Source organism: Pseudomonas sp. M1 (assembly GCF_022760135.1).
GTDB lineage: Bacteria > Pseudomonadota > Gammaproteobacteria > Pseudomonadales > Pseudomonadaceae > Pseudomonas > Pseudomonas citronellolis.
In genome coordinates this window covers 1,447,155-1,471,910 of record NZ_CP094343.1, presented here as the reverse complement: position 1 = coordinate 1,471,910, position 24,756 = coordinate 1,447,155, and the positions used below count along the sequence as shown (strand labels likewise).

Genomic DNA, 24,756 nt, shown 5'->3' with positions numbered 1-24,756 from the left:
CCCGGCGCCCGAGACTGGCGCCGGCCGTCCGCACCACCGTACCGAGGCCCCACCGCGTGAGCGAGTCTGACCGCATCTTCGCCCAACCCCTGGAACACGTCGCCGACTTCACCTTCAACGAGGACGTGGCGCGCGTCTTCCCGGACATGATCAAGCGCTCGGTGCCGGGCTACCCGACCATCGTCGAGAACATCGGCGTGCTCGGCGCGCGCTTCGCCCAGCCGCACAGCCTGATCTACGACCTGGGCTGCTCGCTGGGCGCGGTGACCCAGGCGCTGCGCCGCCACGTCAGGGCCGACGGCTGCAAGGTGCTGGGCGTGGACAATTCCGCCGCCATGCTGGCGCGCTGCCGCGAGTACCTCAGCGCCCAGGACGCCATGTACCAGGAACTGCTGCCGGCGGACCTGCTGGAGGCGGACATCCTGGCCATGGACTTCCAGAGCTGCTCGCTGGTGGCCATGAACTTCACCCTGCAGTTCATCGAGCCGGGCAAGCGCCTGGAGTTGCTGCAGCGCATCCGCCAGGCCCTGCTGCCCGGTGGCGCGCTCATCCTCTCGGAGAAGCTGCGCTTCAGCGACGACGCCGAGCAGGAGCTGCTGAACGAGCTGCACCTGGACTTCAAGCGCGCCAACGGCTACAGCGAGCTGGAGATCGCCCAGAAGCGCACCGCCATCGAGAACGTGATGCGCCCGGACACCCTGGACGAGCACCGCGAGCGCCTGGCCCGGGCCGGTTTCTCCAAGGTGGTGCCCTGGTTCCAGTGCCTGAACTTCGCCTCGCTGGTCGCCCTGCCATGATCGAACGCTTCGCCCTCGACGGCCTGCGCCGGGAACTGGCCGGCACGCCCCTGCAAGCCTGGAGCGAATCCCTCGCCGCGCAGCTCGCGGCCAAGGTGGCGGACGGCCACGGCGACCTGGAACGCTGGCTGGCCGCCGTCGACCAGTTGCCCGGACTGCGCGCCGAAAGCGTCGAGCTGGCCCGCTGCTTCGCTCTGGAAGGCGCCTGCGACGAGGCCACCCGAGCCGAACTGAAGACGGCCCTGCAAGGGCTGATCCCCTGGCGCAAGGGGCCCTTCGACGTGTTCGGCGTGCACATCGATACCGAGTGGCGTTCGGACTGGAAATGGGAGCGCGTCTCGCCGCACCTGGACCTGGCCGGCAAGCGCATCCTCGACGTCGGCTGCGGCAACGGCTACTACCAGTGGCGCATGCTCGGCGCCGGCGCCCGCAGCGTGGTGGGGGTGGACCCGAACTGGCTGTTCTTCTGCCAGTTCCTGGCGATGAAGCGCTACCTGCCGGAGCTGCCCGCCTGGCACCTGCCGCTCACCCTGGAGGAGCTGCCTTCGAGCCTGGAAGGCTTCGACACCCTGTTCTCCATGGGCGTGCTCTACCACCGCCGCTCGCCCATCGACCACCTCTACGCGCTCAAGGACTGCCTGCGCCGCGGCGGCGAACTGGTGCTGGAAACCCTGGTGGTGGAGGGCGACGTCACCACGGTGCTGGTGCCGGAGGACCGCTACGCGCAGATGCGCAACGTCTGGTTCCTACCCTCGGTGGCGGCCCTGGAACTGTGGCTGCGCCGCGCCGGCTTCACGGATGTGCGCTGCGTCGACCAGAGCCGCACCACGGTGGAGGAACAGCGTTCCACCCAGTGGATGCGCTACCAGTCGCTGCCGGAATTCCTCGACCCGCACGACCCCAGCCGCACCATCGAAGGCCTGCCGGCGCCGCTGCGCGCCACCCTGGTGGCGCGCAAGCCCTAGGCCTGCGCACGCGAATCGCGGGCAGGGCCGCTCCTACGGTTCCAGGAAGTACGGCTTTTCGTAGGATGGGTTGAGCTTGCGATACCCATGCGGTTGCGGTGATGGGTATCGCTTCGCTCAACGCCATCCTACGAAAAGCAGCCTCGGCGCAGGGCGTATAACCGTTCGCGGTTATACGCCGATACACCGCCGCCTCCGCCAACGCCGGAGGTTGCGCTGATGGGTATCGCTTCGCTCAACGCCATCCTACGAAAAGCAGCCTCGGCGTAGGGCGTATAACCGCTCGCGGTTATACGCCGATACACCGCCGCCTCCGCCAACGCCGGAGCCGCGCCCGGAACCCCTGGGGCTCAGCGCTTGGCAGCCGCCACGATCAGCGCCTTCATCTCCGCCACCGCCTGCTTGAAGCCGACGAACAGCGCGTGGGCCACCAGGGCGTGGCCGATGTTCAGTTCGTTGATGCCGGCGATCGCCGCCACTGCCTCTACGTTGTGGTAGTGCAGGCCGTGGCCGGCGTTGACGATCAGCCCGTGGGACAGGCCAGCCTCCACGCCGTCGCGGATGCGCGCCAGTTCCAGCGCGGTTTCCGCCGCGCCGTGGGCGTCGGCGTAGCGCCCGGTGTGCAGTTCGATGGCCGGCGCGCCGACGCGGGCGGAGGCTTCGATCTGCCGCGGGTCGGCGTCGATGAACAGCGACACCTCGCAGCCGGCGGCGGCCAGGCGCTGCACCGCGGCGTGGATGCGCGCCTCCTGGCCGGCCACGTCCAGGCCGCCCTCGGTGGTCAGTTCCTGGCGGGTTTCCGGGACCAGGCAGACGTGGGCCGGGCGGATCGCCTCGGCGAAGGCCAGCATCTCCTCGGTCACGCCCATCTCGAAGTTCATGCGCGTCTGCAGCACCTCGGCGAGCACACGCACGTCGCGGTCCTGGATGTGCCGGCGGTCCTCGCGCAGGTGCACGGTGATGCCGTCGGCGCCGGCTTCCTCGGCGTCCAGCGCCGCTTTCACCGGGTCCGGGTAGCGGGTGCCGCGGGCCTGGCGCAGGGTCGCGACATGGTCGATGTTGACGCCGAGGAGGATGCGGTTGGCTTCAGTCACGGGGAGGTTCCTTGCGATTCATGAAGAGTTCGCGGCTGACCAGCGGTCGGCCGCCGAGGTGCGGCGCCAGGGCCTGGCGCATCAGGCGCTTGGCCGCGGCCAGGGCGCCGGGGGCGCTCCAGTCGGCCTCGGCCATGGCCAGCAGGTCGGCGCCGTGGAACAGGCCCGGCTGGAAGCCGCCCACCGGCTCCAGGCCGGCGTCGGGCAGCAGGCGGTAGAGGCCGCCGGGGACGATATCTTGTCCGACAATATCGCGATCGAGGGCGAAACCATAGCCCAGCTCGTCCAGCAGCCGCCATTCGAAAGCGCGCAGCAAGGGCTCCAGCGGGCGTCCGGCGGCCAGCGCCGGCAGGGTCGCGCGATAGTGCTCGAACAACCCGGGATGGGCGACCTCGGCCGGCAGCACACGAATCAGCAATTCGTTGAGGTAGAGGCCGCTGAACAGCGCCTCGCCGGCCAGCAGGTTGGGAATGCCGGCAGCCTCCAGGCGGCTGACGTTCTTCAGCTCGCCGCGGCCGCGAAACTCCGCCTCCAGCGGCACGAACGGCCGCGCCAGCGCCCCGGACTTGCCGCGCGCGCCGCGCAACACCGCGCGCAGGCGGCCTTCGGGGGTGAAGAAGTCCACCAGCGCGCTGGTTTCCTTGTACGGGCGGCTGTGCAGGATGAAGGTCGGCAGGGGAACGCTGACGAGGCTCATGCGCGGGTGCGGCCTTCAGGCGGCCCGTTGGAGCGGGCCGCGCGGGTGGGTGTCAGAGGTCGCCGTAGCCGAGCGAGCGCAGGGCGCGTTCGTCGTCGGACCAGCCGCCCTTCACCTTGACCCAGAGGTTGAGCATGACCTTAGAGTCGAACAGCACTTCCATGTCCTTGCGCGCGCTCTGGCCGATGCTTTTGATGCGCTCGCCCTTGTCGCCGATGATGATCTTCTTCTGCCCTTCGCGTTCCACCAGGATCAGCGCGTGAATGTGCAGCACGGCGCCCTCCTGCTTGAACTCCTCGATCTCCACGGTGATCTGGTAGGGCAGCTCGGCGCCGAGCTGGCGCATGATCTTCTCGCGCACCAGTTCGGCGGCGAGGAAGCGGCTGCTGCGGTCGGTGATCTGGTCTTCGGGGAAGAAGTGCTCGCTTTCCGGCAGGCGCTCGGCCACCAGTTTTTCCAGCAGCTCGAGGTTCTGCCCGTGCTGGGCGGAGATCGGCACCACTTCGGCCTTGGGCAACTGCTCGGTGAGCCATTGCAGGTGCGGCAGCAGCTCGGCCTTGTCTTCCAGGCGGTCGACCTTGTTCACCGCGATCAGCACCGGGCAGCTGACGTGCTGCACGCGGTCCAGGACCATCTGGTCCTCGTCGGTCCAGCGCAGGCGGTCGACGACGAAGATCACCACATCGACGTCCTTCAGCGCGGCGCTGGCGGAGCGGTTCATGTAGCGGTTCAGCGCCTTGTCGTTGTCCTTGTGCAGGCCGGGGGTGTCGACGTACACCGCCTGCACCGCGCCTTCGGTCTTGATGCCGAGCAGGGTGTGGCGGGTGGTCTGCGGCTTGCGCGAGGTGATGGCCAGCTTCTGCCCGAGGATGTGGTTGAGCAGCGTCGACTTGCCCACGTTGGGGCGGCCGACGATGGCGACGTAGCCGCAGCGGCTGATGTCGTCGTGTTGTTCAGTCATGGCCATTCTCCACGCCCAGGGCCACCAGCGCGGCGGCGGCGGCCACCTGCTCGGCGATGCGGCGGCTGCCGCCGTGCCCGTGGGTCTTGTCGTTCAGCAGGGCCACTTCGCACTCGACGAAGAAGGTCCGGCAATGCGGTTCGCCCTGGATGTCCACCACGTCGTAGCGCGGCAGCTCGCAGGCGCGCGACTGCAGGAACTCCTGCAGGCGCGTCTTGGGGTCCTTGTTGGTGTCCACCGGGGTCAGCTCGCGCAGTTGCGGGCCGAGCCAGGCGAGGATGCGCTCGCGCGCGGAATCCATGCCGGTGTCCAGGTAGATGGCGCCGATCAGCGCTTCCATGGCGTCGGCGAGGATCGACTCGCGGCGGAAACCGCCGCTCTTGAGCTCACCCGAGCCCAGGCGCAGGTAGTCGCCCAGCTCGAAGCCACGGGCCAGCAGGGCCAGGGTCTCGCCCTTGACCAGCCGTGCGCGCAGGCGCGACAGCTGGCCCTCGCGGGCCTGCGGGAAGTGGCTGAACAGGGCTTCGCCGATGACGAAGTTGAGGATGGCGTCACCGAGGAACTCCAGGCGCTCGTTGTTGCGCCCGGCGAAGCTGCGATGGGTCAGGGCCAGGACCATCAGGTCCTGGTCCTTGAAGGTGTAGCCGAGCTTGCGCTCGAGTCGATCCAGGGTATTGCTCACGGCGTTCTTACACGGAATTCTTTGTCGAAGTGGACCACCAGGTCGAGGTTCTCGATCAGCGGCTCGCGTTTTTCATACTTCAGGTGCGCGCGGAACTCGTTGTTGTCCTGTTCCACGGTCAGCGCGTCCTCAAGCTTCAGGTCGCGGATGTTGTTGATGGTCAGCGCCTTGTCCACGTAAGAGTAGAACTCCGGGACGCTGCGCACATCCGCCGCCTTGTCGGTTTCCACCGATTTGATGGCCTTCTCGATGGCGTAGTAGTCGAGGTAGTGCGGAATGATCTTGAACGCGGTACTGGCCAGGAAGGCCACAATGGCCAATACCACCAGCCAACCCAGCAACGACATCCCCTTCTGCGAACCTGCGTACTTCATGCTGACCTCATGTCGGTATGGTTCTCATCCCCCGCCACCGGCGGTTCCAAGTGCAAGCGGGGCAGACCCGCTCCCCGCGTGCCGCCCCGCCCTTCGTTCTAGCACCGACCGGCGGCCGGCGCTCGACGCATCTCACATTCAGTGAATCACGCCGACCCGCGAGAAGTTCGGCAGGTTGCGCAGTTTCGGGTCCGGCCAGCTCATCCACACGGCGAAGGCCTTGCCGACGATGTTGCGGTCCGGAACCATGCCCAGCAGCTCCTTCGGGATCTTCGGATCGTTCCAGTAGCGGCTGTCGTTGGAGTTGTCGCGGTTGTCGCCCATCATGAAGTAGTGCCCGGCGGGTACCGTCCACTCCTTGCCCGGCTCCACGCGGTAGCGCGTCATTTCCTTGCGGATCAGGTGCTCGGCCTCGCCCAGCTTCTCCTGGTAGAGGGTCACGCTGCCCAGGCTGCCCGGCTCCTCGCCGATCAGTTGCTCCGCCACCAGTTGGTCATTGACGTACAGGCGCTTGTCGCTGGTGTAGCGGATGCGGTCGCCCGGCACGCCGACCACGCGCTTGATGTAGTTGATGTTCGGGTCGCTGGGGTAGCGGAACACCATGACGTCGCCGCGCTGCGGGTCGCCGACCGGGATCACCTTGGCATCCAGCACCGGCAGGCGGATGCCATAGGCGAACTTGTTGACCAGGATGAAGTCGCCGACCTCGAGGGTGGGCTTCATCGAGCCGGAGGGGATCTGGAACGGCTCGACCAGGAAGGACCGCAGCACCAGCACGATGAACAGCACCGGGAAGAAGGACTTGCCGTACTCGATCAGCACGGGTTCCTTGTTCAGCTTGTCCAGCACTTCCGGATCGGGCTCGGTGACCGAGCCCTGGTAGGCGGAAATGGCGGCCCGGCGGCGCGGCGCGAAGAGCACCAGGTCGACCAGGGCCAGGGCGCCGCACAGGGCGACGGCGATCACCAGCAACAGCGGGAAATTCAGCGTCATAGAATCTAACTGTCCACTTTGAGCACGGCGAGGAAGGCTTCCTGGGGAATCTCCACGCTACCGACCTGCTTCATCCTTTTCTTACCGGCCTTCTGCTTCTCCAGCAGCTTGCGCTTACGGCTCACATCACCACCATAGCACTTGGCCAGCACGTTCTTCCTGAGCGCCTTGACCGTCGAGCGGGCGATGATCTGCCCGCCGATGGCCGCCTGAATCGCGACGTCGAACATCTGACGCGGGATCAGTTCCTTCATCTTCTCCACCAGTTGGCGCCCCTTGTAGGGAGCGTTGTCGCGGTGGACGATCAGGGCGAGGGCGTCCACCTTCTCGCCGTTGATCAGCACGTCGAGACGGACCAGGTTGGCCGGCTCGAAGCGGTCGAAGCTGTAGTCCAGCGAGGCGTAGCCGCGGCTGGTCGACTTCAGACGGTCGAAGAAGTCCAGCACCACTTCGTTCATCGGCAGGTCGTAGATCACCTGGACCTGGCCGCTGAGGAAGTGCATGTCACGCTGCACACCGCGTTTCTCGATGCACAGGGTAATGACGTTGCCCAGGTGCTCCTGAGGCACAAGGATGGTGGCCCGGCAGATGGGCTCGCGCATCTCGTCGATGGACGAAAGGTCGGGCAGCTTGGACGGGTTGTCGACATAGAGGATGTCGCCGTTCTTCTGCACGATCTCGAAGATTACGGTGGGCGCCGTGGTGATCAGGTCCAGGTCGTATTCGCGCTCCAGGCGCTCCTGGATGATCTCCATGTGCAGCATGCCGAGGAAGCCGATGCGGAAGCCGAAGCCCAGGGCCTCGGAGCTTTCCGGCTCGTACTGCAGGGCGGCGTCGTTCAGCGTCAGCTTCTGCAGGGCTTCGCGGAAGTCCTCGAAGTCGTCGGAGCTGACCGGGAACAGGCCGGCGTAGACCTGCGGCTTGATGCGCTTGAAGCCGGGCAGCACGGCCACGTCGGGGGTGGTGCTGAGGGTCAGGGTGTCGCCCACGGGCGCACCGTGGATGTCCTTGATGCCGGCGATGATGAAGCCCACTTCGCCGGCCTTGAGGTCCGGCGTCTCGGTGTGCTTGGGCGAGAACACGCCGACGCTGTCCACCTGGTGCAGCTTGCCGGTGGACTTCACCAGGATCTTGTCGCCCTTCTTGACGCGGCCGTGCTTGACGCGCACCAGCGAGACCACGCCCAGGTAGTTGTCGAACCAGGAGTCGATGATCAGCGCCTGCAGCGGCGCCTCGATCTCGCCCTCGGGCGCCGGGATGGTCTGCACCAGGCGCTCGAGCACCTCGTCCACGCCCATGCCGCTCTTCGCCGAGCAGGCCACGGCGTCGGTGGCGTCGATGCCGATGATGCTCTCGATCTCGTCCTTCACGCGGTCCGGGTCGGCCTGCGGCAGGTCCATCTTGTTCAGCACGGGCATGACTTCCAGGCCCTGCTCGATGGCGGTGTAGCAGTTGGCCACCGACTGCGCCTCGACGCCCTGGCCGGCGTCCACCACCAGCAGCGCGCCCTCGCAGGCGGCCAGGGAGCGGCTGACTTCGTAGGTGAAGTCGACGTGGCCGGGGGTGTCGATGAAGTTCAGTTGGTAGGTCTTACCGTCCTTGGCCTTGTAGTACAGGGTGACGCTGTGGGCCTTGATGGTGATGCCCCGCTCGCGCTCCAGGTCCATGGAGTCGAGGACCTGCGCTTCCATCTCGCGGTCGGACAGACCACCGCACATCTGGATGAAGCGGTCGGCCAGGGTCGACTTGCCATGGTCGATGTGGGCGATGATGGAGAAGTTGCGGATATGACTCAGGTCACTCACGGCTTGACACACTCGGAAGGCTGAAGGCGGCGATCCGCCGAAAAATAGCCGGGGAGTTTACCTGAATCCGCAGCCAGGCGTCACCCTGCGCCGCAGCGCTGCCGACGCCCAGCGGCCGCCATCCAGTACGTTCGTACGATGCGCCCGCATCCAACGTAGGATTTTCCCACCCCACCCAGGGCCCTAGTGTCCTCCGTGCAGCCGCACGCCGGCCAAGGCCCCCCTCCCCACCGAGCACCTGCGCGCCTGGCCCTGGCGCGGCGGAGCGATTCGGCCGCGCCGCTCCATAACGCCAACAAGAACCAGGAAGCACTGCCATGCCCAGACGCCACCCCTTCGGCCCGAGCGCCCTCGCCCTGCTCGTGGCCCACGCCGCCGGCCTCGCCCTGCCCGCCCGCGCCGCGGACGGCGAGCAGCCCCTGTCGCTCGGGCAGAGCGAGGTGATCAGCAGCCTGCCGCTGCCCTCGCTGGGCGTTTCCCGCGACCGGATCGCCGCGCCGGTGCAGACCTTCAGCGGCGAGGACATGCAGAAAAGCCAGGCGCTCGACCTGGCCGACTACCTCAAGCGGCGCAGCGCCGGGGTCTACGTCAACGAGATCCAGAACAACCCGCTGCAGCCGGACATCAACTACCGCGGCTTCACCGCCTCGCCGCTGCTCGGCACGCCCCAGGGGCTGTCGCTGTACCTCGACGGCGTGCGCATGAACCAGCCGTTCGGCGACGTCGTCAGCTGGGACCTGATCCCCGACAACGCCATCGCCAGCGCGCAACTGATGCCCGGCAGCAACCCGCTGTTCGGCCTCAACACCCTGGGCGGCGCGCTTTCGGTGCAGACAAAGAATGGCCGCGACAACCCCGGCGGCGCCGTCCAGGCCACCCTGGGCTCCTACGGGCGCAGGATCGGCGAGGCCGAATACGGCGGCAGCGAGGGGCAATGGGACTGGTTCTTCGCCGGCACCCATTTCGAGGAAGACGGCTGGCGCGACCACTCCGACTCCGACGCACAGCAGCTGTTCGGCAAGCTCGGCTGGCAGGGCGAGGCCACCGACCTGAAGCTGACCTACAGCTTCGCCGACAGCGACCTCAACGGTAACGGCATGGTCCCCGAGAGCTTCCTGCGCCGCGACCGCGACAGCGTGTACACCTACCCGGACAACACGCAGAACACCGCCAACTTCCTCAACCTGCAGTGGAACCACGACTACAGCGACGACCTGAGCGCTTCCGGCAACCTCTACTACCGCCACATCAAGACCGACACCTTCAACGGCGACATCAACGACGAGTCCCTGCCCGAGGGCATCGGCGAAGCCGGGCAGAACATCCTGCCGATGGCCGGCAGCTACACCATCGCGGCGAACCTGGCGGCCTGCGTCGCGCAGTTCGAGCCGGGCGGCGAACCCGGCGAGAAATGCACCGGGATGATCAACCGCACCCGCACCACCCAGAGCAACATCGGCCTGTTCGAGCAGTTCTCGCTGCGCAACCGCCTGTTCGGCAAGGAAAACCTGCTGTCCCTGGGCGGCGGCTTCGACTACAGCCAGGTACGCTTCCGCCAGTCGGCCGAATACGGCGCGCTCACCGCCGACCGCGGCATCGTCGGCACGGGCGTGTACGCCGAAGCCGGCAACGCCTTCAACCTCGACGGCGAACTGGACGACCGCGCCGCGCGCCTGAAGGGCAACACCCGCACCTGGAGCCTCTACGGCAGCGACACCCTGAGCCTGGCCCCGACGCTGGATCTCACGCTGTCCGGGCGCTACAACGCCATCTCGGTGCGCAACCACGACCAGTTGTCCCACTACGAACTCGACGGCGACACCCTGGGCGACACCGTCGACGAGAACGCCTCGCTCAGCGGCAAGCACAGCTTCAACCGCTTCAACCCGGCCATCGGCCTGACCTTCCGCCCGACGCCCAGCCTGACCACCTACGTCGGCTACAGCGAAGGCAGCCGGGCCCCGACCACCATCGAGCTGGGCTGCGCCAACCCCGAGTCGCCCTGCCGCCTGCCCAACTCCATGGCCGGCGATCCGCCGTTGGAACAGGTGGTGACGCGCACCTGGGAAGCCGGCCTGCGCGGTCTGATCGGCGACAATGTGCAGTGGAACGCCGGGCTGTTCAGCGCGCGCAACAGCAACGACATCATGTTCGTGTCGTCCAGCACCAGCGGCAGCGGCTACTTCGCGAACTTCGGCGAAACCCGCCGGCGCGGCATCGAAACCGGCATCTCCGGGAATTGGGGCGACTGGGCGCTGGCCGCCAACTACACCTTCATCGACGCCACCTACCGCTCGGGCGAGACCTTCCTCGGCGAGGCCAACAGCAGCGCGGACGACGGCAACATCAGCGTGAAGTCCGGCGACCGCATTCCGCTGGTCCCGCGCAACATCCTCAAGCTGTCGGCCGACTACGCGGTGACCGAGCGCCTGAGCCTCGGCGCCGATGCCATCAGCGTCTCCAGCTCCTACGTGCGCGGCAACGAGAACAACGACCACCAGAGCGGCGGCCTGTACCAGGGCGGCGGCGAGATCGGCGGCTACACCGTGTTCAACCTCAACGGCGCCTACCAGCTCACCCCGGCCTGGCGTGTCTTCGCCCAGGTCAACAACCTGTTCGACCGCGAGTACGCCACCGCCGGCATGCTTGGCGCCAATCCGTTCGACGACAATGGCGTGATGCGCACCGATGGCGCGGCTGGCAATGGCGCGGTCAATGGCAGGCGCAGCAACTCCGTGGGTGAGACCTTCGTTGCCCCGGGGGCGCCGCGTACCGCCTGGCTGGGGGTGCGCTGGGCGTTCCGCTGAGCCGCGCTGAAGCGTTTAAGAAAAAACGCCGTTTCCTGAGGGGGAAACGGCGTTTTTCATTTGGCCTTCAGAGGTATTCCGGTGCGCCCGGAGGTTTCTGCGTGCGGCGTTATCCGCCGAATCGCGGACAGAGCCCGCTCCTACGCTTCCGGGAAGCACGGCTTTTCGTAGGATGGCGTTGAGCGAAGCGATACCCATCAGCGCAACCGCATGGGTTTCGCAAGCTCAACCCATCCTACGAAAAGCACCTCGACGCAGACAGTTGCTCCTACGGTTCAGGGAAGCACGTCGTAGGAGCGGGCTCCGTCCGCGATTGGATTCATCGGCCACACCGGATGCCCCGGTGGCACGACCCTTTTCCGGCCTACCTACCCGCCAGTCATTCCCCCAGCTTGAAGGTAATGAAGCTGGCACGCCCCTGGCGCAGAACGCGCATGGACACCGACTTGCCCTTCGGCAGCGCCTTGGCGATGTCGGAGAAGGCCTTGGCGGAATCCACCGTGCGGTTGTTCAGGTGGGTGATGACGTCGCCCGGACGCAGGCCGATCATCGCCGCCGGGCCGTCCTGGACGTCCTTGATCACCACGCCGCCCTTGATGTCCAGCGACTTGCGCTGTTCGGCGGTGAGGTCGGCGACGGTCACGCCCATGCGGTTGCTGCTGCGCTCGGCGCCCTGCCCTTCGACGGCGGCGACTTCGTCGTCCTCGTCCGGCAGGTTGCCGATGGTCATGTTCAGGGTCTTGCGCGAGCCATCGCGGAACACGTCCAGGGCCGCCTTGTCGCCCGGCTTCATGCCGCCGACCAGGTGCGGCAGGTCGGCCGACTCGTTGATGGTCTGGCCGTTCAGGCTGAGGATCACGTCGCCGACCTGCAGGCCGCCCTTGGCCGCCGGGCCGTCCTGCACCAGCTGGGCCACCAGGGCGCCGGCCGGCTTGTCCAGGCCGAGGGATTCGGCGAGGTCCTTGCTGACTTCCTGGATCACCACGCCCAGCCAGCCGCGGCTGACCTTGCCGCCTTTTTTCAACTGGTCGGCCACGTTCATGGCGACGTCGATCGGGATGGCGAAGGACAGGCCCATGAAGCCGCCGGAGCGGGTGAAGATCTGCGAGTTGATGCCGACCACCTCGCCCTGCAGGTTCAGCAGCGGGCCGCCGGAGTTGCCCGGGTTGATGGCCACGTCGGTCTGGATGAAGGGCACGTAGTTCTCGTTCGGCAGGCTGCGGCCCTTGGCGCTGACGATGCCGGCGGTCACCGAGTGGTCGAAGCCGAACGGCGAGCCGATGGCCAGCACCCACTCACCGACCTTGAGCTTGTCGGAATCGCCCAGCTTGAGGGTCGGCAGGCCCTTGGCCTCGATCTTCAGCAGGGCCACGTCGCTGCGCGGATCGGCGCCGATCAGCTTGGCCTTGTGCTCGCTGCGGTCGGACAGGCGCACGACGATCTCGTCGGCGTCGGCGACCACGTGGTTGTTGGTCAGGACGTAGCCATCATCGGAAATGATGAACCCCGAACCCAGGGATTGCGCCTCGCGCTGCGCCCCACGCGGCGGGCGTTGGCCACGCGGCATGCTGCGCTCGATGAAGTCGCGGAACATCGGCGGCAGGCCTTCCAGGTCGGGCATCTGAGCGCTGGCGACCTGGTCCGGCACCTTCTGGGTGGTACTGATGTTCACTACGGCCGGCGAAGCCTTCTCCACCAGCGGGGTGAAATCCGGCAATTCGGCGCGGGCGACCACAGACAGGCTCAAGGCCAGCAGGGCGACCATCGCGGCCATACTGCGTTTCAGGGTTTGCATGGACTACTGCTCCCGTATTCAAAGGGAAGTGGACTTAGGCGGGGCCCTCGGCCCCTGTGACCAGCGTGCGCAGCACAACCGGCTGCAACGCCGGGTCATCCGAATGGCGCCGGGCATGGCGCCGTACCCACAGCCAGGTCACGAAGAAACCCGCGAGGCCGGCCAGGATCAACCAGGGCTCGGCGAGGCCGGCGCACCACGCGAGCAGCGTAGCGGCGAACAGGCCGAGCAGGGGGAATAGATAGAACATCAGGGCGCATTTCAACAAGAGGTCCTCGCGTATGCCGAGCACCACCTCGTCACCCACCCCGAGCTGGAAAGCAGAAAGGGCGCGGACTTCGCCGCGCCCCGCAGAGGAGCCCAATTGCTGCAACAACCCCTGGCCGCATCCGGCTTTGGCGCTGCAGGCTGAGCAGGTGCCCTGGCGCAGCGTCTGGACCCGCACTGCTGCGGATTCGACGCCGATCACCCGACCCCGCTCTTCGATCACTGCGCGGCGGCTCCCTGGGCGGGCGCCTGCGGCCGCACCGACATGGCGATGCGTTCGGCGGTCCCGGTGGGAATCTCGCCGACAACGGTGACCATCATGCCGCCATCTTCGGTGTTGAGGCGCTTGGACACCACCGAGGTCGGGCCCAGTTGGGTGCGCGCGTCGTCGATCCTGGCGCCGTGCAGCGGCTCGATGAAGATCGAGAAACGCGCCAGGCCATCGCCATAGTCCATGCTGACGACGCGATCGTCCGACACCGGGCTGCGGCGCTCATAGGTGTTGTTCAGGGTGAAACCCGGCGGCACCCATTCCGAGCGCCAGCTGCTGGCGACCGGGGCGTCCGGCTTGCCCGCGGGGACCGCCTGGCAGGCCTCGGAGGGCTGCAGGCCGCTGTCGTCCGGCGCCGCGGTGCTGAACTGGGTGAACTGCAGGCGTTCCAGCGGCTGGCCCTTGTCGTTGAGCAGCAGCGACTTCAGCGGCAAGCCGGTTTCCTGGTCCAGGTGCAGCTCGAAGCCGTAGCGGTACTGGTCGCGGGGGATCAGCCCGATCACCGTGGCCGCGCGCCCGGCGATGCGGGACTGGCCGACCATGCGGATGTCGTACCAGGAAGCCAGGTCGTCCGAGACCAGCTTGCGCACCGGCCATAACTGCCCGGCGCCCAGCTGCCCGGCCATGCCGCCGGCGATGCACTGGGTCACGCCATCGCGCTTGACCACTTCCTGGCGCGGGCCGTCGAGCTGCAGCCAGTGCTCGCGCACCGAGCCGTCGGGCTCGACCAGACGCCAGACCTCATGGGTGGAGAAGATGCCGTTGCGCTCGTAGACGAAGGTGCCCTGGAAGCTTTGTCGCTGCTGGCCCTCGGTCAGCCGCTTGACCCACGCCTGAACGTCGGCGGCCTGTACCGGCATTGCCAGCAGACCGCCCAGGAAGAACAACAGGAAGGTGGCGCGCATGACGCTCCTTAAAGGGGTTTCAGCGACTTTCCAGGCTGGCGGCTCGCGCGTAAGGCAGGGCGCTGTCGGCACCGCTCACCGCCGACTGCTGGGCATGCTGGCGGAGATATCCCGGAAGACGCTGTTCATGCCAGGTGGTGGGGCTGCCCGCGCCACCAGTGATGACCTGCGGTGCGTCCTCGTCCTGGCTGTAGCCGGCCAGTACCGCCGGGCCCTGCACCTGCGGCAGGGTGATCTGCGGCGTGGCGCCTTGCTGGGCCAGGCTCGGAGCAACGCTATCATTCTGATGGTATAGACGAACACCCGCCAGCACGGCCAGTGTCACCGATGCGGCGACCGCCACGCGTCCGACGTTGCGCCACGGATTGCGCCGCGACTGTGCCGGGGCGGCCTCCTCGGCCAGCGCAGCCGACACCGCGGCGGCGATGTCCAGCTTGGGCAGCACCGGCTCGCGGTGCATCACCGACCGGGCCAGTTGATAGCGCGACCAGGCGGCACGCATTTCCGCGTCTTCACCGCAGGCTGCGAGTACCCGGCGCAGTTCGAGTTCGTCCGCTTCGTTATCCATCAGTGCGGACAGCGACTCCTGCAGGGCTTCACGACTCATGGCGTACCTCTCTTGGCTGTTCCGCCGTATTCAGGGCTGTTCATCATGCAGCAACGGCTGCAAGGCTTTGTCTATCGCTTCCCGCGCACGGAAGATCCGTGAGCGGACCGTACCCACCGGGCATTGCATCACGGTGGCGATATCCTCGTAGCTCAATCCCTCGAATTCGCGCAGGGTCAATGCCGTGCGCAGGTCCTCTGGCAGTTGCTGGATGGTGCGATGGACCGTTTCCTCGATCTCGTCCCGCAACATTGCCCGTTCCGGCGATTCGATGTCCTTCAGGGCGTGGTCGCCATCGAAGAACTCCGCATCCTCGGCTGTCACATCGCTGTCCGGTGGTCGCCGACCGCGCGCCACCAGGTGGTTCTTCGCGGTATTGATGGCGATCCGGTACAACCAGGTATAAAAGGCACTGTCACCGCGGAAGTTGCCCAAGGCGCGATACGCCTTGATGAAAGCCTCCTGCGCAACGTCCTGGGCTTCCTGGGCGTCGTGCACGAACCGCACGATCAACCCGAGGATCTTGTGCTGGTACTTCAGCACCAGCAGATCGAAAGCCCGTTTGTCTCCGCGCTGTACCCGTTCAACCAGTTGCTGATCCTGTTCCTGGGTTAGCATGCATGCTCCTCAACAAGCCCGGAGGAGCTGCGAGCACCCTGCAGAATCGCTCTGCCAAGATAGACTCGGATGTCTTGCAAAAGTTCTCCCCTCCAAGCGTACGCCGCACAGTTTTTTTGTCGCTTCACCGCGACCCGGCCGGACCCATTGTCCAAGCCTTTGAAAATCCACTGCAATCGGCGAACAACCACAGCCTTCTCGCGCGTCGGGAACCCCGTTGCAAGAAGGTTTCGGACATTCACCGTTAGAACCAGAAAGACTGAAATAGTTCCACCTGCCGCCCCTGGCGCATGAACGCCGGGGCTTGCGCCAGAAATACGGCGGCAGGCACAAGGCCGCTATTGTGCCGATCCCCCCTTCTATATACTAGGCCGCCACCAATCGGAATCCGGGCATGAGCGAGCACTTTCATCACGACGTCCTTGTGATCGGCAGCGGGGCCGCGGGCCTCAGCCTGGCCCTGACATTGCCGCAGCACCTGCGCATCGCCGTGCTGAGCAAGGGGGAACTGTCCCAGGGCTCGACCTTCTGGGCCCAGGGCGGGGTCGCCGCGGTGCTGGACGACACCGACACCGTCGAGTCCCACGTGCAGGACACCCTGGACGCCGGCGCCGGCCTGTGCCGGGAAGACGCCGTGCGCTTCACCGTCGAGCACAGCCGCGAGGCCATCCAGTGGCTGATCGACCAGGGCGTGCCCTTCACCCGCGACAGCGAGGCGGGCCGCGAGGACAACGGCTTCGAATTCCACCTCACCCGCGAGGGCGGCCACAGCCACCGGCGCATCATCCATGCCGCCGACGCCACCGGCGCGGCCATCTTCAACACCCTGCTGGAACAGGCCCGGCAGCGCCCGAACATCGAGTTGCTGGCGCAGCGCGTGGCGGTCGACCTGATCACCGAACGCAAGCTCGGCCTGCCCGGCCAGCGCTGCCTCGGCGCCTACGTGCTGAACCGCGACAGCGGCGAGGTGGACACCTTCTCGGCGCGCTTCACCGTGCTCGCCTGCGGCGGCGCCAGCAAGGTCTACCTCTATACCAGCAACCCGGACGGCAACTCCGGCGACGGCATCGCCATGGCCTGGCGCGCCGGCTGCCGCGTCGGCAACCTGGAGTTCAACCAGTTCCACCCCACCTGCCTGTACCACCCGCAGGCCAAGAGCTTCCTCATCACCGAGGCGCTGCGCGGCGAAGGCGCCTACCTGCGCCTGCCCAACGGCGAGCGCTTCATGAAGCGCTTCGACCCGCGCGCCGAACTGGCCCCGCGGGACATAGTCGCGCGCGCCATCGACCACGAGATGAAGCGCCTGGGCGTGGACTGCGTGTACCTGGACATCAGCCACAAGCCGGCCGAGTTCATCAAGGAACACTTCCCCACGGTGTACGAGCGCTGCCTGACCTTCGGCATCGACATCACCCGCGAGCCCATCCCGGTGGTGCCGGCCGCCCACTACACCTGCGGCGGCGTGCTGGTGGACGAGCACGGCCACACCGACGTGCCGCACCTCTACGCCATCGGCGAAACCAGCTTCACCGGCCTGCACGGGGCCAATCGCATGGCCAGCAACTCGCTGCTGGAGTGCTTCGTCTACGCCCGCTCCGCCGCCGCCGACATCCAGGCGCGCCTGGAAAGCACGCCGGCCACCCCGGCCCTGCCGAGCTGGGACGCCAGCCAGGTCACCGACTCGGACGAGGACGTGATCATCGCGCACAACTGGGATGAACTGCGGCGCTTCATGTGGGACTACGTCGGCATCGTGCGCACCACCAAGCGCCTGCAGCGCGCCCAGCACCGCGTGCAGATGCTGCTCAGCGAGATCGACGAGTTCTACAGCAACTACAAGGTCAGCCGCGACCTGATCGAATTGCGCAACCTCGCCGTGGTCGCCGACCTGATCATCCGCTCGGCCATGCAGCGCCACGAAAGCCGCGGCCTGCACTACACCCTGGACTACCCGGGGCTACTGCCCGAGGCGCGCGACACCATCCTCAGCCCCCGCTAGCCCGCCCCGCCCGCCACCGCGGGCGGCCTGCGCAACGGCCAACCGGCAGCCCCGACAGCAAAGCGAGACCGCCATGAAACCGACCGACCGCCAGCGCGCCATCCTCGACCTCGTTCGCCACCGCGACACCAGCGTGGAAGAACTGGGCGCCGCCCTGGGCGTTTCGGAGGCCACCGTGCGCCGCGACCTCAGCCTGCTGGCCCAACAGCGGCGGCTGGTGCGGACCCACGGCGGCGCCACCGCGCTGATCGGCACCCACGAGCCGGAAGCCAGCCTGGAGGAGCGCAACGCCAGCCACCGCGAGGAAAAGGTGGCGATCGCCCGGGCCGCGGCCGCGCACATCCGCGAGGGCGACAGCATCTTCCTCGACAGCGGCACCACCTGCGCGGCGCTGGCGGCGCATCTGCGCACGTTGCAGAACCTGCACGTCATCACCAACAACCTGCTGGCGCTCACCGCGCTGGCCAATGCCCCGGGCGTGCGGATCACCCTGATCGGCGGCGATCTGCGCAGCACCGGCATGAGCACCTTCGGCCCGCTGGCGGAACTGTCGCTGAGCCGGCTGAGCTTCGACCGCGCCTTCCTCGGCGCCGACGGCGTCGTCGCCGGGTTCGGCCTCTGCGAAGCCAGCGCCCAGCAGGCCTACCTCAAGGAATGCGTGATCAGGCGGGCCGCCGAAGTGTACATACTGGCCGACGCCGAGAAGCTGGGCCGCGCGCGCCAGCAGCACTGGACGCCGCTGGAGCGGGAATGGCGCCTGATCACTTCGACGCCGGACGAAAGAACGCTCGAACCCTTCCGCCAGTTGCCCATGGCCACCGTCGAACTGGCGCCGGCCAGCCCCTCCGCCCGCTGAAGCGGGCCCCCTTCCCTCGCTCCGCCCAGCCTCTACCCGCCTCCCTCCGCAGCCTGCCGGCCGTCCCTTCTTGATCGAAATGCGCAAAACCATGATTGACTTGCGCAGGACATGTCCTTTAAATCGCATCCTGATGATCGAATCAATCAAACACATGAGCGATTCGATCAAATTCCCCTACAACAAGTCGAACAAGAACGAACAGGTACCTGCCCATGATCCAGATCCCGATCAAGCGCACGATCGAGCGTATTCCCGGCGGCATGATGATCGTCCCGCTGCTGCTCGGTTCGCTGGTGGCCACCTTCGCGCCGGACACGCCGAAATTCTTCGGCTCCTTCACCAATGCCCTGTTCACCGGCGCGCTGCCCATACTCGCGGTGTTCTACGTCTGCATGGGCGCGAGCATCAACGTCCGCACCACGCCCTACCTGCTGAAGAAAGGCGGCGCGCTGTTCGCGACCAAGGTCGGCACGGCGATGCTCCTCGGCATCCTGCTCGGCCAGTTCCTGGGGGAACAACCCATCTCGGCCGGGTTCTTCGCCGGCCTGTCCACGCTGGCCGTGGTGGCGGCGATGAACGACACCAACGGCGGCCTGTACATGGCGCTGATGGGCCAGTACGGCCGCCCCGAGGACGTCGGCGCCTATTCGGTGATGTCCCTGGAGTCCGGCCCCTTCCTGACCATGCTCACCCTGGGCGTCGCCGGGCTTTCGGCCTTCCCCTGGCCGACCTTGCTGGGGGCGATACTGCCGCTGCTGCTGGGCATCCTCATCGGCAACCTGGACCGTGAAATGCGCGAATTCCTCGGCAAGGCGGTGCCGGTGCTGATCCCCTTCTTCGCCCTCGCCCTGGGCGCCAGCCTGGACCTGCACAAGGTCTGGCAGGCCGGCGTGCTCGGCCTTCTGATGGGCGTGGCGGTGGTGGTGCTGACCGGCATCCCGCTGTACTTCGCCGACCGCCTGACCGGCGGCACTGGCGTCGCCGGCGCCGCGGCGGCTACCACGGCGGGCAATGCCGCAGCCGTGCCGGCCCTGGTCGCCGCCGCCAACCCGGTCTACGCCCCGGCCGCCGCCAGCGCCACCATGCTGGTCGCCTCCTGCGTGGTGGTCACCGCCATCCTCACGCCCGTGCTGGTCTCCACCCTGGCCAAGCGCGTCCGGCAGCGGGCCGAAAGCGCCGGGCAGCGCGACTCGATGGCGCCGGAGTCGCCTCAATGAACATGCTGATCATCGCCGACGACCTGTCCGGCGCGGCGGACTGCGCCGTGGGCTTCGCCAGCCGCGGCTGGCGAAGCCTGGTGATGCTCGACACCCGGCCGACGCAGGCGCAGGTCGAGGTCATCGCCGTGGACACCGACAGCCGCCGCCTTGATGCGGCACAGGCCGCGCAGCGCAGCGTCGCGGCCTTCCATGCCCTGGCCAGGCCGGGCCAGCGGCTGTACAAGAAGATCGACTCGACCCTGCGCGGCAACTGGGCCGCGGAAGTCGCCGCGCTGCATCCCCTGGCGGGCCTGGCGCTGGTCGCCCCCGCCTTTCCGGAAATGGGCCGCACGGTGCGCGACGGCCAGGTGCTGGTGCACGGCGCGCCGCTGGAAAGCACCGATACCTGGCGCCTGGAGCATGCCGATGCGCCGGCCGACATGGCCAGGATGCTCGGCGCTGCCGGGCTGCGCGTCGAACACTGCGCGCTGGAACAGCTGCGCCGGTCGGCGGGGCGAGTCATCCAGTCGGCCATGGAGCGCGGCGTCCAGGCCCTGATCTTCGACGCCGAGACGGCCGAGGACCTGCGCCTGCTGGCCCGGGAAACGGCGCAGGCGGAACTCCGGGCGTTCTGGGTCGGCTCCGGGGGCCTGGCAAGGCAGATAACCGAAGCGCCTGCGCCCTCCCCTTCGCAAACAGCAGCCGTCGAGACCGGCCATCTCCCATCGCAACTGGCGACCGTGGTGCTGGCCGGCAGCCTTTCCGCCGTCGCCGACCGGCAATGCGAGGAACTCCAGCGGCGCAGCGACATCCGCCAGCTCAGCCTGCCGCCGGCCGTGCTGCGCCAGGGCAGCGAGCATGCCGACTGGCCGGACTGGCAGGCGCAGGTGGGCGCGCTGCTCGACCAAGGCCGCGACCTGCTGCTGCGCATCGGCCGCGACGAACGCCCCGATCCCGCCGAAGGCGCCCTGCTTTCGGCCAACCTCGCCGCCCTGCTCAAGCCGCATTTCCATCGGGTCGGCGGCCTGGTCGCCACCGGCGGCGAAACCGCGCGGGCGATGCTCGGCGCGGTCGGCATCGACGGCCTGCAACTGGTCGGCGAGATCGAGGCCGGCAGCGTCCTCAGCCATCCCCTGGCCCCGGCGGGCGGCCATCGCCCCTGCATCGTCACCAAGGCCGGCGCCTTCGGCAGCCCCGAAGCCCTCTATCGCGCGTGGCGCCACCTGCGCGACGCGCAACAGTCCCCCTCCTGAATTCAGAGTGCCCCACCCATGAACGACTATCTTCCCGTAATCGGCATCACCATGGGCGACGCCGCCGGCGTCGGACCGGAGATCATCGTCAAGAGCCTGGCCAGCGCCGGGCTCCACCGATTCTGCCGCCCGCTGGTGATCGGCGATGCGCAGCGCCTGGAGAAGGCCGACCGGCTGCTCGGCGGGCTAGCCCGGGTACGGCGCATCGAGGATGCCGACGACGCCCGCTTCGAGCCGGGTGTGATCGACTGCATCGACCTCGGGCTCATCCCCGACGACCTGCCCTTCGGCGTGCTCTCCCCCGTGGCGGGTGATGCGGCCTACCAGTACGTCGCCCACGCGGTGGACCTGGCCAAGGCCGGGAAGATCGACGCCATCTGCACCGCCCCGCTGAACAAGGAAGCCCTGCACGCCGGCGGCCACAAGTTTCCCGGCCATACCGAGCTGCTCGCCCACCTGACCAACGTCGACGAAGTGTCCATGATGCTGGTGGCCCCCAAGCTGCGCGTCATCCACGTCACCACCCACATCGGCATCATCGACGCCATACGCCGCATCGAGCCCGGCCTGGTGCAGCGCACCATCGAACGCGGCCACGAGACCCTGGTGCGCTCCGGCATCCCGCAGCCGCGCATCGGCGTCTGCGGCATCAACCCGCACGCCGGGGAAAACGGCCTGTTCGGCTACGGCGAAGAGGAAGAGAAGATCATCCCCGCCGTCAGCCTGCTGCAGGCGCGGGGCCTGGACGTCACCGGCCCGCTGCCGGCCGACACCCTGTTCTACCGCGCCGGCCGCGGCGACTTCGACCTGGTGGTGGCCATGTACCACGACCAGGGCCACGGCCCGGTGAAGGTCCTCGGGCTGGAAGCCGGGGTGAACGTCACGGTCGGCCTGGACGTGGTGCGCACCTCGGTGGACCACGGGACCGCCTTCGACATCGCCGGCAAGGGCATCGCCGACGAACGCAGCCTGCTGGAAGCGCTACGCCAGGGCGCGGAGCTGGCGAACAGGCCGCGCTGAAGCTACTGCGGCGCCACCCAGCGGCCCCGGCCGAAGCGCAGCCGCACGCGCAAACGGCGATGGGCCTGCGCCGCCAGGCTGTCGGCCGGCAGGCACAGACCGCGGCTCAGGCGCTGGCCCGGCAAGCGGAAGCGCAGCACGATCAGCGCCGGCAGCGCGAGACTGTCGGCGCGCAGTTGCACCGCCTGCCAGCCGTCGGCCGGGCTCCACAGCTGCCAGCCGTCGGCGTCGTGGCGTAAAGCGCGGTAGGCGTGGCGGCTGCGCAGCAGGACCTGGCGCGGTAGCACCCACAGGGCATGGATCAGGCAGAGCAGCAGGCCGGCGGCCTGCCAGAAGGCGGGAATGGCGGCCAGATACAGCGCCGCCACGGCGAGCGCCAGGCTCGCCAGGTAGGCCGCCAGCAGCCGCTCGGACGGCCGCCAGTGGCACTCGAAAGGCTCACTTCGGTTGGACACGGTCCAGGATCATGCGCACGATGTGGCGCAGGTCGGCGTCTTCCGGCTCGCCGCGCTGCATGAACCAGCCGAACATGTCCTGGTCCTCGCATTCCAGCAGCATACGGAAGCGCGCCTGGTTCTCGGCGTCCAGGCCCGGATAGACCTCCTGCACGAAGGGCACCAGCAGCACGTCCAGCTCCAGCATGCCGCGGCGGCTGTGCCAGAAGAGTCGTTTCAGTTCGGTTTCGTCGGTCATCTGCGGGTCCTCGGCGCTACATCGGAAACCCCACGGTGCGGCGCCTGCCGGATTCCGTGAAGCGAGCGGCATTATACGCATGCCCTCGCCTGGCGGCACCCGCTGACAAGCGCAGGTCCCGGCTCTATCATGGAAAGCCTAACTTTCTTCCAGCGACCCGCAATGGCCGATTCCGCGTTCTACACCGCCCTGACCCACGAAGGAGTCCTCGCCGTCCGTGGCGCGGACGCCGCCAAGTTCCTGCAGGGGCAGTTGACCTGCAACCTCAACTACCTCGACGCCACGACGTCCAGCCTGGGCGGCCGCTGCACGCCCAAGGGGCGCATGACCTCCAGCTTCCGCATCGTCGCCGAGGGCGACGGCTATCTGCTGGCGCTGGCCGCCGAGCTGCTGGAAGGGCAACTGGCCGACCTGAAGAAGTACGCCGTGTTCTCCAAGGCCAGCCTGAGCGACGACAGCGCCGCCTGGGCCCGCTTCGGCCTGAGCGGCGGCGACGCCGTGCTCGCCGGCCTCGGCCTGGAACCGCCCGCCGAGGCCGACCGCGTGGCGCGCAACGGTGATTTGCTGGCCATCGGCCTGGGCCATGGCCGCGCCGAACTCTGGGTGCCGGCGGTCCGCGCCGGCGAAGTGCGCGAGGCGCTCGACGCCGGCCTGGACGAAGGCACCCTCAACGACTGGCTGCTGGGCCAGGTGCGCGCCGGCGTAGGCCAGGTCTTCGGCGCCACCCGCGAGCTGTTCATCCCGCAGATGATCAACCTGCAGGCGGTCGGCGGCGTGAGCTTCAAGAAGGGCTGCTACACCGGCCAGGAAATCGTCGCGCGCATGCAGTACCTCGGCCGCCTCAAGCGCCGCCTGCACCGCCTGGCGCTGGACGCCGCCGAGCTGCCCGAGCCGGGCGCCGCGCTGTTCTCGCCGGTGCACGGCAGCAGCGTCGGCGAAGTGGTGCTGGCCGCCCGCGCCGCCGAAGGCATCGAGCTGCTGGCGGTGCTGCAGGACGACGCCGTGGCCGACGGCCGCGTGCGCCTCGGCCAGGCCGAGGACGGCCCGGCCCTGCGCCTGCTGACGCTGCCCTACGTTCTCGACAGCGACCGCGAAATCCAGCGCTGACCGAATCGCCTGCCGGGTGGGGAGCCCGGCGTCCCTCAAGGAAACGCCATGAGCAAGCTTGCCGAAAAAGTACAACAGGAACTGCTGCGGGCCATCGACAACGACGAACTGGTGCTGCCCACCCTGCCCGAGGTGGCGCTGCGGGTCCGCGAGGCGGCGGAGGACCCGGACGTCAGCATCCATGACCTGGCCCGGGTGATCGGCAACGACGCCGCGCTCACCGCGCGCATCATCAAGGTGGTGAACAGCCCGCTGCTGCGCACCAACAAGGAAATCACCGACCTGCAGATGGCCATCGGCCGCCTGGGCATCAACTACACCAGCAACCTGGCCACGGGCCTGGCCATGGAGCAGATGTTCCAGGCCACCTCCGACGTGGTCGACCGCAAGATGCGCGAGGTATGGAACAAGAGCGTCGAGGTCGCCGGCATCTGCCACGCGCTGTGCCGCCACTACACCCGGCTGATGCCCGACCAGGCGACCCTCGCCGGCCTGGTGCACCAGATCGGCGTGCTGCCGATCCTCACCTACGCCGAGGAGAACAGCGAACTGCTGGCCGACTCCATCAGCCTCAACCACGTGATCGAGCGCATCCACCCGGTCATCGGCGACCGCATCCTCAAGGCCTGGGAATTCCCCGCGCCCATCGCCGAAGTGCCCGGTCACTACCTGGACTTCACCCGCGACTCCGCCAAGGCCGACTACGTGGACATCGTCCAGGTCGCCACCCTGCAGAGCTACCTGGGCAGCCAGCATCCCTTCACCGAAATGGACTGGAGCGACATCCCGTCCTTCGCCAAGCTGGGCATCGACCCGCAGGCCAACCTCAACGAGGACGAGGACCTGTCGGCCGCCATGGAGGCGGCGATGGGGATGTTGCAGTAGGTCACCGGTCCGGCGTTGGCGCGGGTTCTTGGTAGGAGCGAGCTTGCTCGCGAATAGCGTTCTACCGGAAAGGTTTGGTGTCGCTCCGAAGAGCGCCCTCTCC

24 protein-coding genes are annotated in these 24,756 nt (G+C 67.7%); 10 read left to right on the top strand and 14 right to left on the bottom strand.

Features of this window, described 5'->3' with window-relative positions; genetic code table 11:
- The first annotated feature begins 56 nt into the window (after nt 1-56).
- Together cmoA and cmoB are read left to right on the top strand one after the other, a co-directional pair.
- Entirely contained in the window at nt 57-797 is a 741-nt protein-coding gene (gene cmoA / locus PM1_RS06565) for a carboxy-S-adenosyl-L-methionine synthase CmoA (RefSeq protein WP_009616462.1), read from the top strand.
- Nucleotides 794-1,762: a tRNA 5-methoxyuridine(34)/uridine 5-oxyacetic acid(34) synthase CmoB gene (cmoB, locus tag PM1_RS06560; protein WP_009616460.1), complete on the top strand. Its 969-nt coding sequence runs from the start codon at nt 794-796 to the stop codon at nt 1,760-1,762. Before cmoA ends, cmoB begins: the two co-directional genes overlap by 4 nt.
- A gap of 350 nt (nt 1,763-2,112) precedes the next feature.
- Here cmoB and pdxJ read toward each other — a convergent pair whose 3' ends face one another.
- The 7 genes from pdxJ to lepA form a co-directional block, all read right to left on the bottom strand.
- Complete coding sequence (gene pdxJ, locus PM1_RS06555) at nt 2,113-2,856, bottom strand: pyridoxine 5'-phosphate synthase (protein WP_009616458.1); 744 nt, start codon at nt 2,854-2,856, stop codon at nt 2,113-2,115.
- Complete coding sequence (recO, locus tag PM1_RS06550; RefSeq protein WP_009616456.1) at nt 2,849-3,553, bottom strand: DNA repair protein RecO; 705 nt, start codon at nt 3,551-3,553, stop codon at nt 2,849-2,851. The genes pdxJ and recO overlap by 8 nt, the downstream gene beginning before the upstream one ends.
- Before the next feature lie 52 nt (nt 3,554-3,605).
- Complete coding sequence (era, locus tag PM1_RS06545; protein WP_009616454.1) at nt 3,606-4,514, bottom strand: GTPase Era; 909 nt, start codon at nt 4,512-4,514, stop codon at nt 3,606-3,608.
- Nucleotides 4,507-5,196 (bottom strand): ribonuclease III, encoded by a 690-nt coding sequence (gene rnc, locus PM1_RS06540; protein WP_009616452.1) that lies wholly within the window; start codon nt 5,194-5,196, stop codon nt 4,507-4,509. Before rnc ends, era begins: the two co-directional genes overlap by 8 nt.
- Nucleotides 5,193-5,570 carry a DUF4845 domain-containing protein gene (locus tag PM1_RS06535; RefSeq protein WP_009616451.1) on the bottom strand — a complete coding sequence of 126 codons (378 nt, stop codon included), beginning with the start codon at nt 5,568-5,570 and terminating at the stop codon, nt 5,193-5,195. The genes rnc and PM1_RS06535 overlap by 4 nt, the downstream gene beginning before the upstream one ends.
- Nucleotides 5,571-5,708: 138 nt before the next feature.
- Nucleotides 5,709-6,563 (bottom strand): signal peptidase I, encoded by an 855-nt coding sequence (gene lepB, locus PM1_RS06530; protein WP_009616449.1) that lies wholly within the window; start codon nt 6,561-6,563, stop codon nt 5,709-5,711.
- Between the two features lie 5 nt (nt 6,564-6,568).
- Complete coding sequence (gene lepA, locus PM1_RS06525) at nt 6,569-8,368, bottom strand: translation elongation factor 4 (RefSeq protein ID WP_009616447.1); 1,800 nt, start codon at nt 8,366-8,368, stop codon at nt 6,569-6,571.
- Nucleotides 8,369-8,685: 317 nt separating this feature from the next.
- Between lepA and PM1_RS06520 the strand changes: the two genes are divergently transcribed.
- Entirely contained in the window at nt 8,686-11,175 is a 2,490-nt protein-coding gene (locus PM1_RS06520) for a TonB-dependent receptor (protein WP_009616445.1), read from the top strand.
- A 379-nt stretch (nt 11,176-11,554) separates the two neighbouring features.
- Here PM1_RS06520 and PM1_RS06515 read toward each other — a convergent pair whose 3' ends face one another.
- Genes PM1_RS06515 through rpoE form a run of 5 tightly spaced genes read right to left on the bottom strand, consistent with a single transcriptional unit; the run spans nt 11,555 to nt 15,638 of the window.
- On the bottom strand, nt 11,555-12,970 hold the full coding sequence (locus PM1_RS06515; RefSeq protein ID WP_009616442.1) for a DegQ family serine endoprotease: 1,416 nt from the start codon (nt 12,968-12,970) through the stop codon (nt 11,555-11,557).
- Between the two features lie 34 nt (nt 12,971-13,004).
- Entirely contained in the window at nt 13,005-13,460 is a 456-nt protein-coding gene (locus tag PM1_RS06510) for a SoxR reducing system RseC family protein (RefSeq protein WP_009616441.1), read from the bottom strand.
- Nucleotides 13,457-14,413, bottom strand: coding sequence for a MucB/RseB C-terminal domain-containing protein (locus PM1_RS06505; RefSeq protein ID WP_009616439.1), 957 nt, complete (start codon nt 14,411-14,413; stop codon nt 13,457-13,459). Before PM1_RS06505 ends, PM1_RS06510 begins: the two co-directional genes overlap by 4 nt.
- Nucleotides 14,414-14,432: 19 nt before the next feature.
- A complete protein-coding gene (locus PM1_RS06500; protein WP_009616437.1) occupies nt 14,433-15,020 on the bottom strand; it encodes a sigma-E factor negative regulatory protein in 588 nt (195 codons plus the stop codon).
- A 30-nt stretch (nt 15,021-15,050) separates the two neighbouring features.
- Complete coding sequence (gene rpoE, locus PM1_RS06495; RefSeq protein ID WP_009616435.1) at nt 15,051-15,638, bottom strand: RNA polymerase sigma factor RpoE; 588 nt, start codon at nt 15,636-15,638, stop codon at nt 15,051-15,053.
- 394 nt (nt 15,639-16,032) lie between these two features.
- Between rpoE and nadB the strand changes: the two genes are divergently transcribed.
- The 5 genes from nadB (at nt 16,033) to pdxA (ending at nt 21,968) form a co-directional block, all read left to right on the top strand.
- Nucleotides 16,033-17,637, top strand: a complete 1,605-nt coding sequence (gene nadB / locus PM1_RS06490) for an L-aspartate oxidase (RefSeq protein ID WP_009616433.1) — start codon at nt 16,033-16,035, stop codon at nt 17,635-17,637.
- A gap of 73 nt (nt 17,638-17,710) precedes the next feature.
- Nucleotides 17,711-18,493 carry a DeoR/GlpR family DNA-binding transcription regulator gene (locus PM1_RS06485; RefSeq protein ID WP_009616431.1) on the top strand — a complete coding sequence of 261 codons (783 nt, stop codon included), beginning with the start codon at nt 17,711-17,713 and terminating at the stop codon, nt 18,491-18,493.
- Between the two features lie 215 nt (nt 18,494-18,708).
- Nucleotides 18,709-19,713 (top strand): 2-keto-3-deoxygluconate permease, encoded by a 1,005-nt coding sequence (locus PM1_RS06480; protein ID WP_009616428.1) that lies wholly within the window; start codon nt 18,709-18,711, stop codon nt 19,711-19,713.
- The gene (locus tag PM1_RS06475) at nt 19,710-20,948 is read left to right on the top strand and encodes a four-carbon acid sugar kinase family protein (RefSeq protein WP_009616421.1); all 1,239 of its coding nucleotides are present in this window, start codon (nt 19,710-19,712) and stop codon (nt 20,946-20,948) included. Before PM1_RS06480 ends, PM1_RS06475 begins: the two co-directional genes overlap by 4 nt.
- Nucleotides 20,949-20,966: 18 nt before the next feature.
- On the top strand, nt 20,967-21,968 hold the full coding sequence (gene pdxA / locus PM1_RS06470) for a 4-hydroxythreonine-4-phosphate dehydrogenase PdxA (RefSeq protein WP_009616420.1): 1,002 nt from the start codon (nt 20,967-20,969) through the stop codon (nt 21,966-21,968).
- A gap of 2 nt (nt 21,969-21,970) precedes the next feature.
- On the opposite strand, the gene PM1_RS06465 is transcribed toward pdxA, so the two are convergent.
- On the bottom strand, nt 21,971-22,423 hold the full coding sequence (locus PM1_RS06465) for a protein YgfX (RefSeq protein WP_009616419.1): 453 nt from the start codon (nt 22,421-22,423) through the stop codon (nt 21,971-21,973).
- Nucleotides 22,407-22,661, bottom strand: coding sequence for an FAD assembly factor SdhE (locus tag PM1_RS06460; RefSeq protein ID WP_009616418.1), 255 nt, complete (start codon nt 22,659-22,661; stop codon nt 22,407-22,409). Before PM1_RS06460 ends, PM1_RS06465 begins: the two co-directional genes overlap by 17 nt.
- Before the next feature lie 162 nt (nt 22,662-22,823).
- Between PM1_RS06460 and ygfZ the strand changes: the two genes are divergently transcribed.
- Together ygfZ and PM1_RS06450 are read left to right on the top strand one after the other, a co-directional pair.
- The gene (gene ygfZ, locus PM1_RS06455; protein ID WP_009616417.1) at nt 22,824-23,768 is read left to right on the top strand and encodes a CAF17-like 4Fe-4S cluster assembly/insertion protein YgfZ; all 945 of its coding nucleotides are present in this window, start codon (nt 22,824-22,826) and stop codon (nt 23,766-23,768) included.
- Between the two features lie 48 nt (nt 23,769-23,816).
- Nucleotides 23,817-24,653: an HDOD domain-containing protein gene (locus tag PM1_RS06450; protein WP_009616407.1), complete on the top strand. Its 837-nt coding sequence runs from the start codon at nt 23,817-23,819 to the stop codon at nt 24,651-24,653.
- Nucleotides 24,654-24,756 lie beyond the last annotated feature (103 nt).

What these genes read in the sequence shown, in the direction of transcription:
- PM1_RS06485 (WP_009616431.1), top strand. Translation starts at nt 17,711, where the DNA reads ATGAAACCGACCGACCGCCAGCGCGCCATCCTCGACCTCGTTCGCCAC.
- PM1_RS06520 (WP_009616445.1), top strand. Translation starts at nt 8,686, where the DNA reads ATGCCCAGACGCCACCCCTTCGGCCCGAGCGCCCTCGCCCTGCTCGTG.
- PM1_RS06480 (WP_009616428.1), top strand. Translation starts at nt 18,709, where the DNA reads ATGATCCAGATCCCGATCAAGCGCACGATCGAGCGTATTCCCGGCGGC.
- lepB (WP_009616449.1), bottom strand. Translation starts at nt 6,563, where the DNA reads ATGACGCTGAATTTCCCGCTGTTGCTGGTGATCGCCGTCGCCCTGTGC.
- PM1_RS06475 (WP_009616421.1), top strand. Translation starts at nt 19,710, where the DNA reads ATGAACATGCTGATCATCGCCGACGACCTGTCCGGCGCGGCGGACTGC.
- pdxA (WP_009616420.1), top strand. Translation starts at nt 20,967, where the DNA reads ATGAACGACTATCTTCCCGTAATCGGCATCACCATGGGCGACGCCGCC.
- cmoB (WP_009616460.1), top strand. Translation starts at nt 794, where the DNA reads ATGATCGAACGCTTCGCCCTCGACGGCCTGCGCCGGGAACTGGCCGGC.
- rpoE (WP_009616435.1), bottom strand. Translation starts at nt 15,638, where the DNA reads ATGCTAACCCAGGAACAGGATCAGCAACTGGTTGAACGGGTACAGCGC.
- PM1_RS06515 (WP_009616442.1), bottom strand. Translation starts at nt 12,970, where the DNA reads ATGCAAACCCTGAAACGCAGTATGGCCGCGATGGTCGCCCTGCTGGCC.
- PM1_RS06535 (WP_009616451.1), bottom strand. Translation starts at nt 5,570, where the DNA reads ATGAAGTACGCAGGTTCGCAGAAGGGGATGTCGTTGCTGGGTTGGCTG.
- nadB (WP_009616433.1), top strand. Translation starts at nt 16,033, where the DNA reads ATGAGCGAGCACTTTCATCACGACGTCCTTGTGATCGGCAGCGGGGCC.
- PM1_RS06460 (WP_009616418.1), bottom strand. Translation starts at nt 22,661, where the DNA reads ATGACCGACGAAACCGAACTGAAACGACTCTTCTGGCACAGCCGCCGC.
- PM1_RS06450 (WP_009616407.1), top strand. Translation starts at nt 23,817, where the DNA reads ATGAGCAAGCTTGCCGAAAAAGTACAACAGGAACTGCTGCGGGCCATC.
- ygfZ (WP_009616417.1), top strand. Translation starts at nt 22,824, where the DNA reads ATGGCCGATTCCGCGTTCTACACCGCCCTGACCCACGAAGGAGTCCTC.
- recO (WP_009616456.1), bottom strand. Translation starts at nt 3,553, where the DNA reads ATGAGCCTCGTCAGCGTTCCCCTGCCGACCTTCATCCTGCACAGCCGC.
- era (WP_009616454.1), bottom strand. Translation starts at nt 4,514, where the DNA reads ATGACTGAACAACACGACGACATCAGCCGCTGCGGCTACGTCGCCATC.
- PM1_RS06500 (WP_009616437.1), bottom strand. Translation starts at nt 15,020, where the DNA reads ATGAGTCGTGAAGCCCTGCAGGAGTCGCTGTCCGCACTGATGGATAAC.
- PM1_RS06505 (WP_009616439.1), bottom strand. Translation starts at nt 14,413, where the DNA reads ATGCGCGCCACCTTCCTGTTGTTCTTCCTGGGCGGTCTGCTGGCAATG.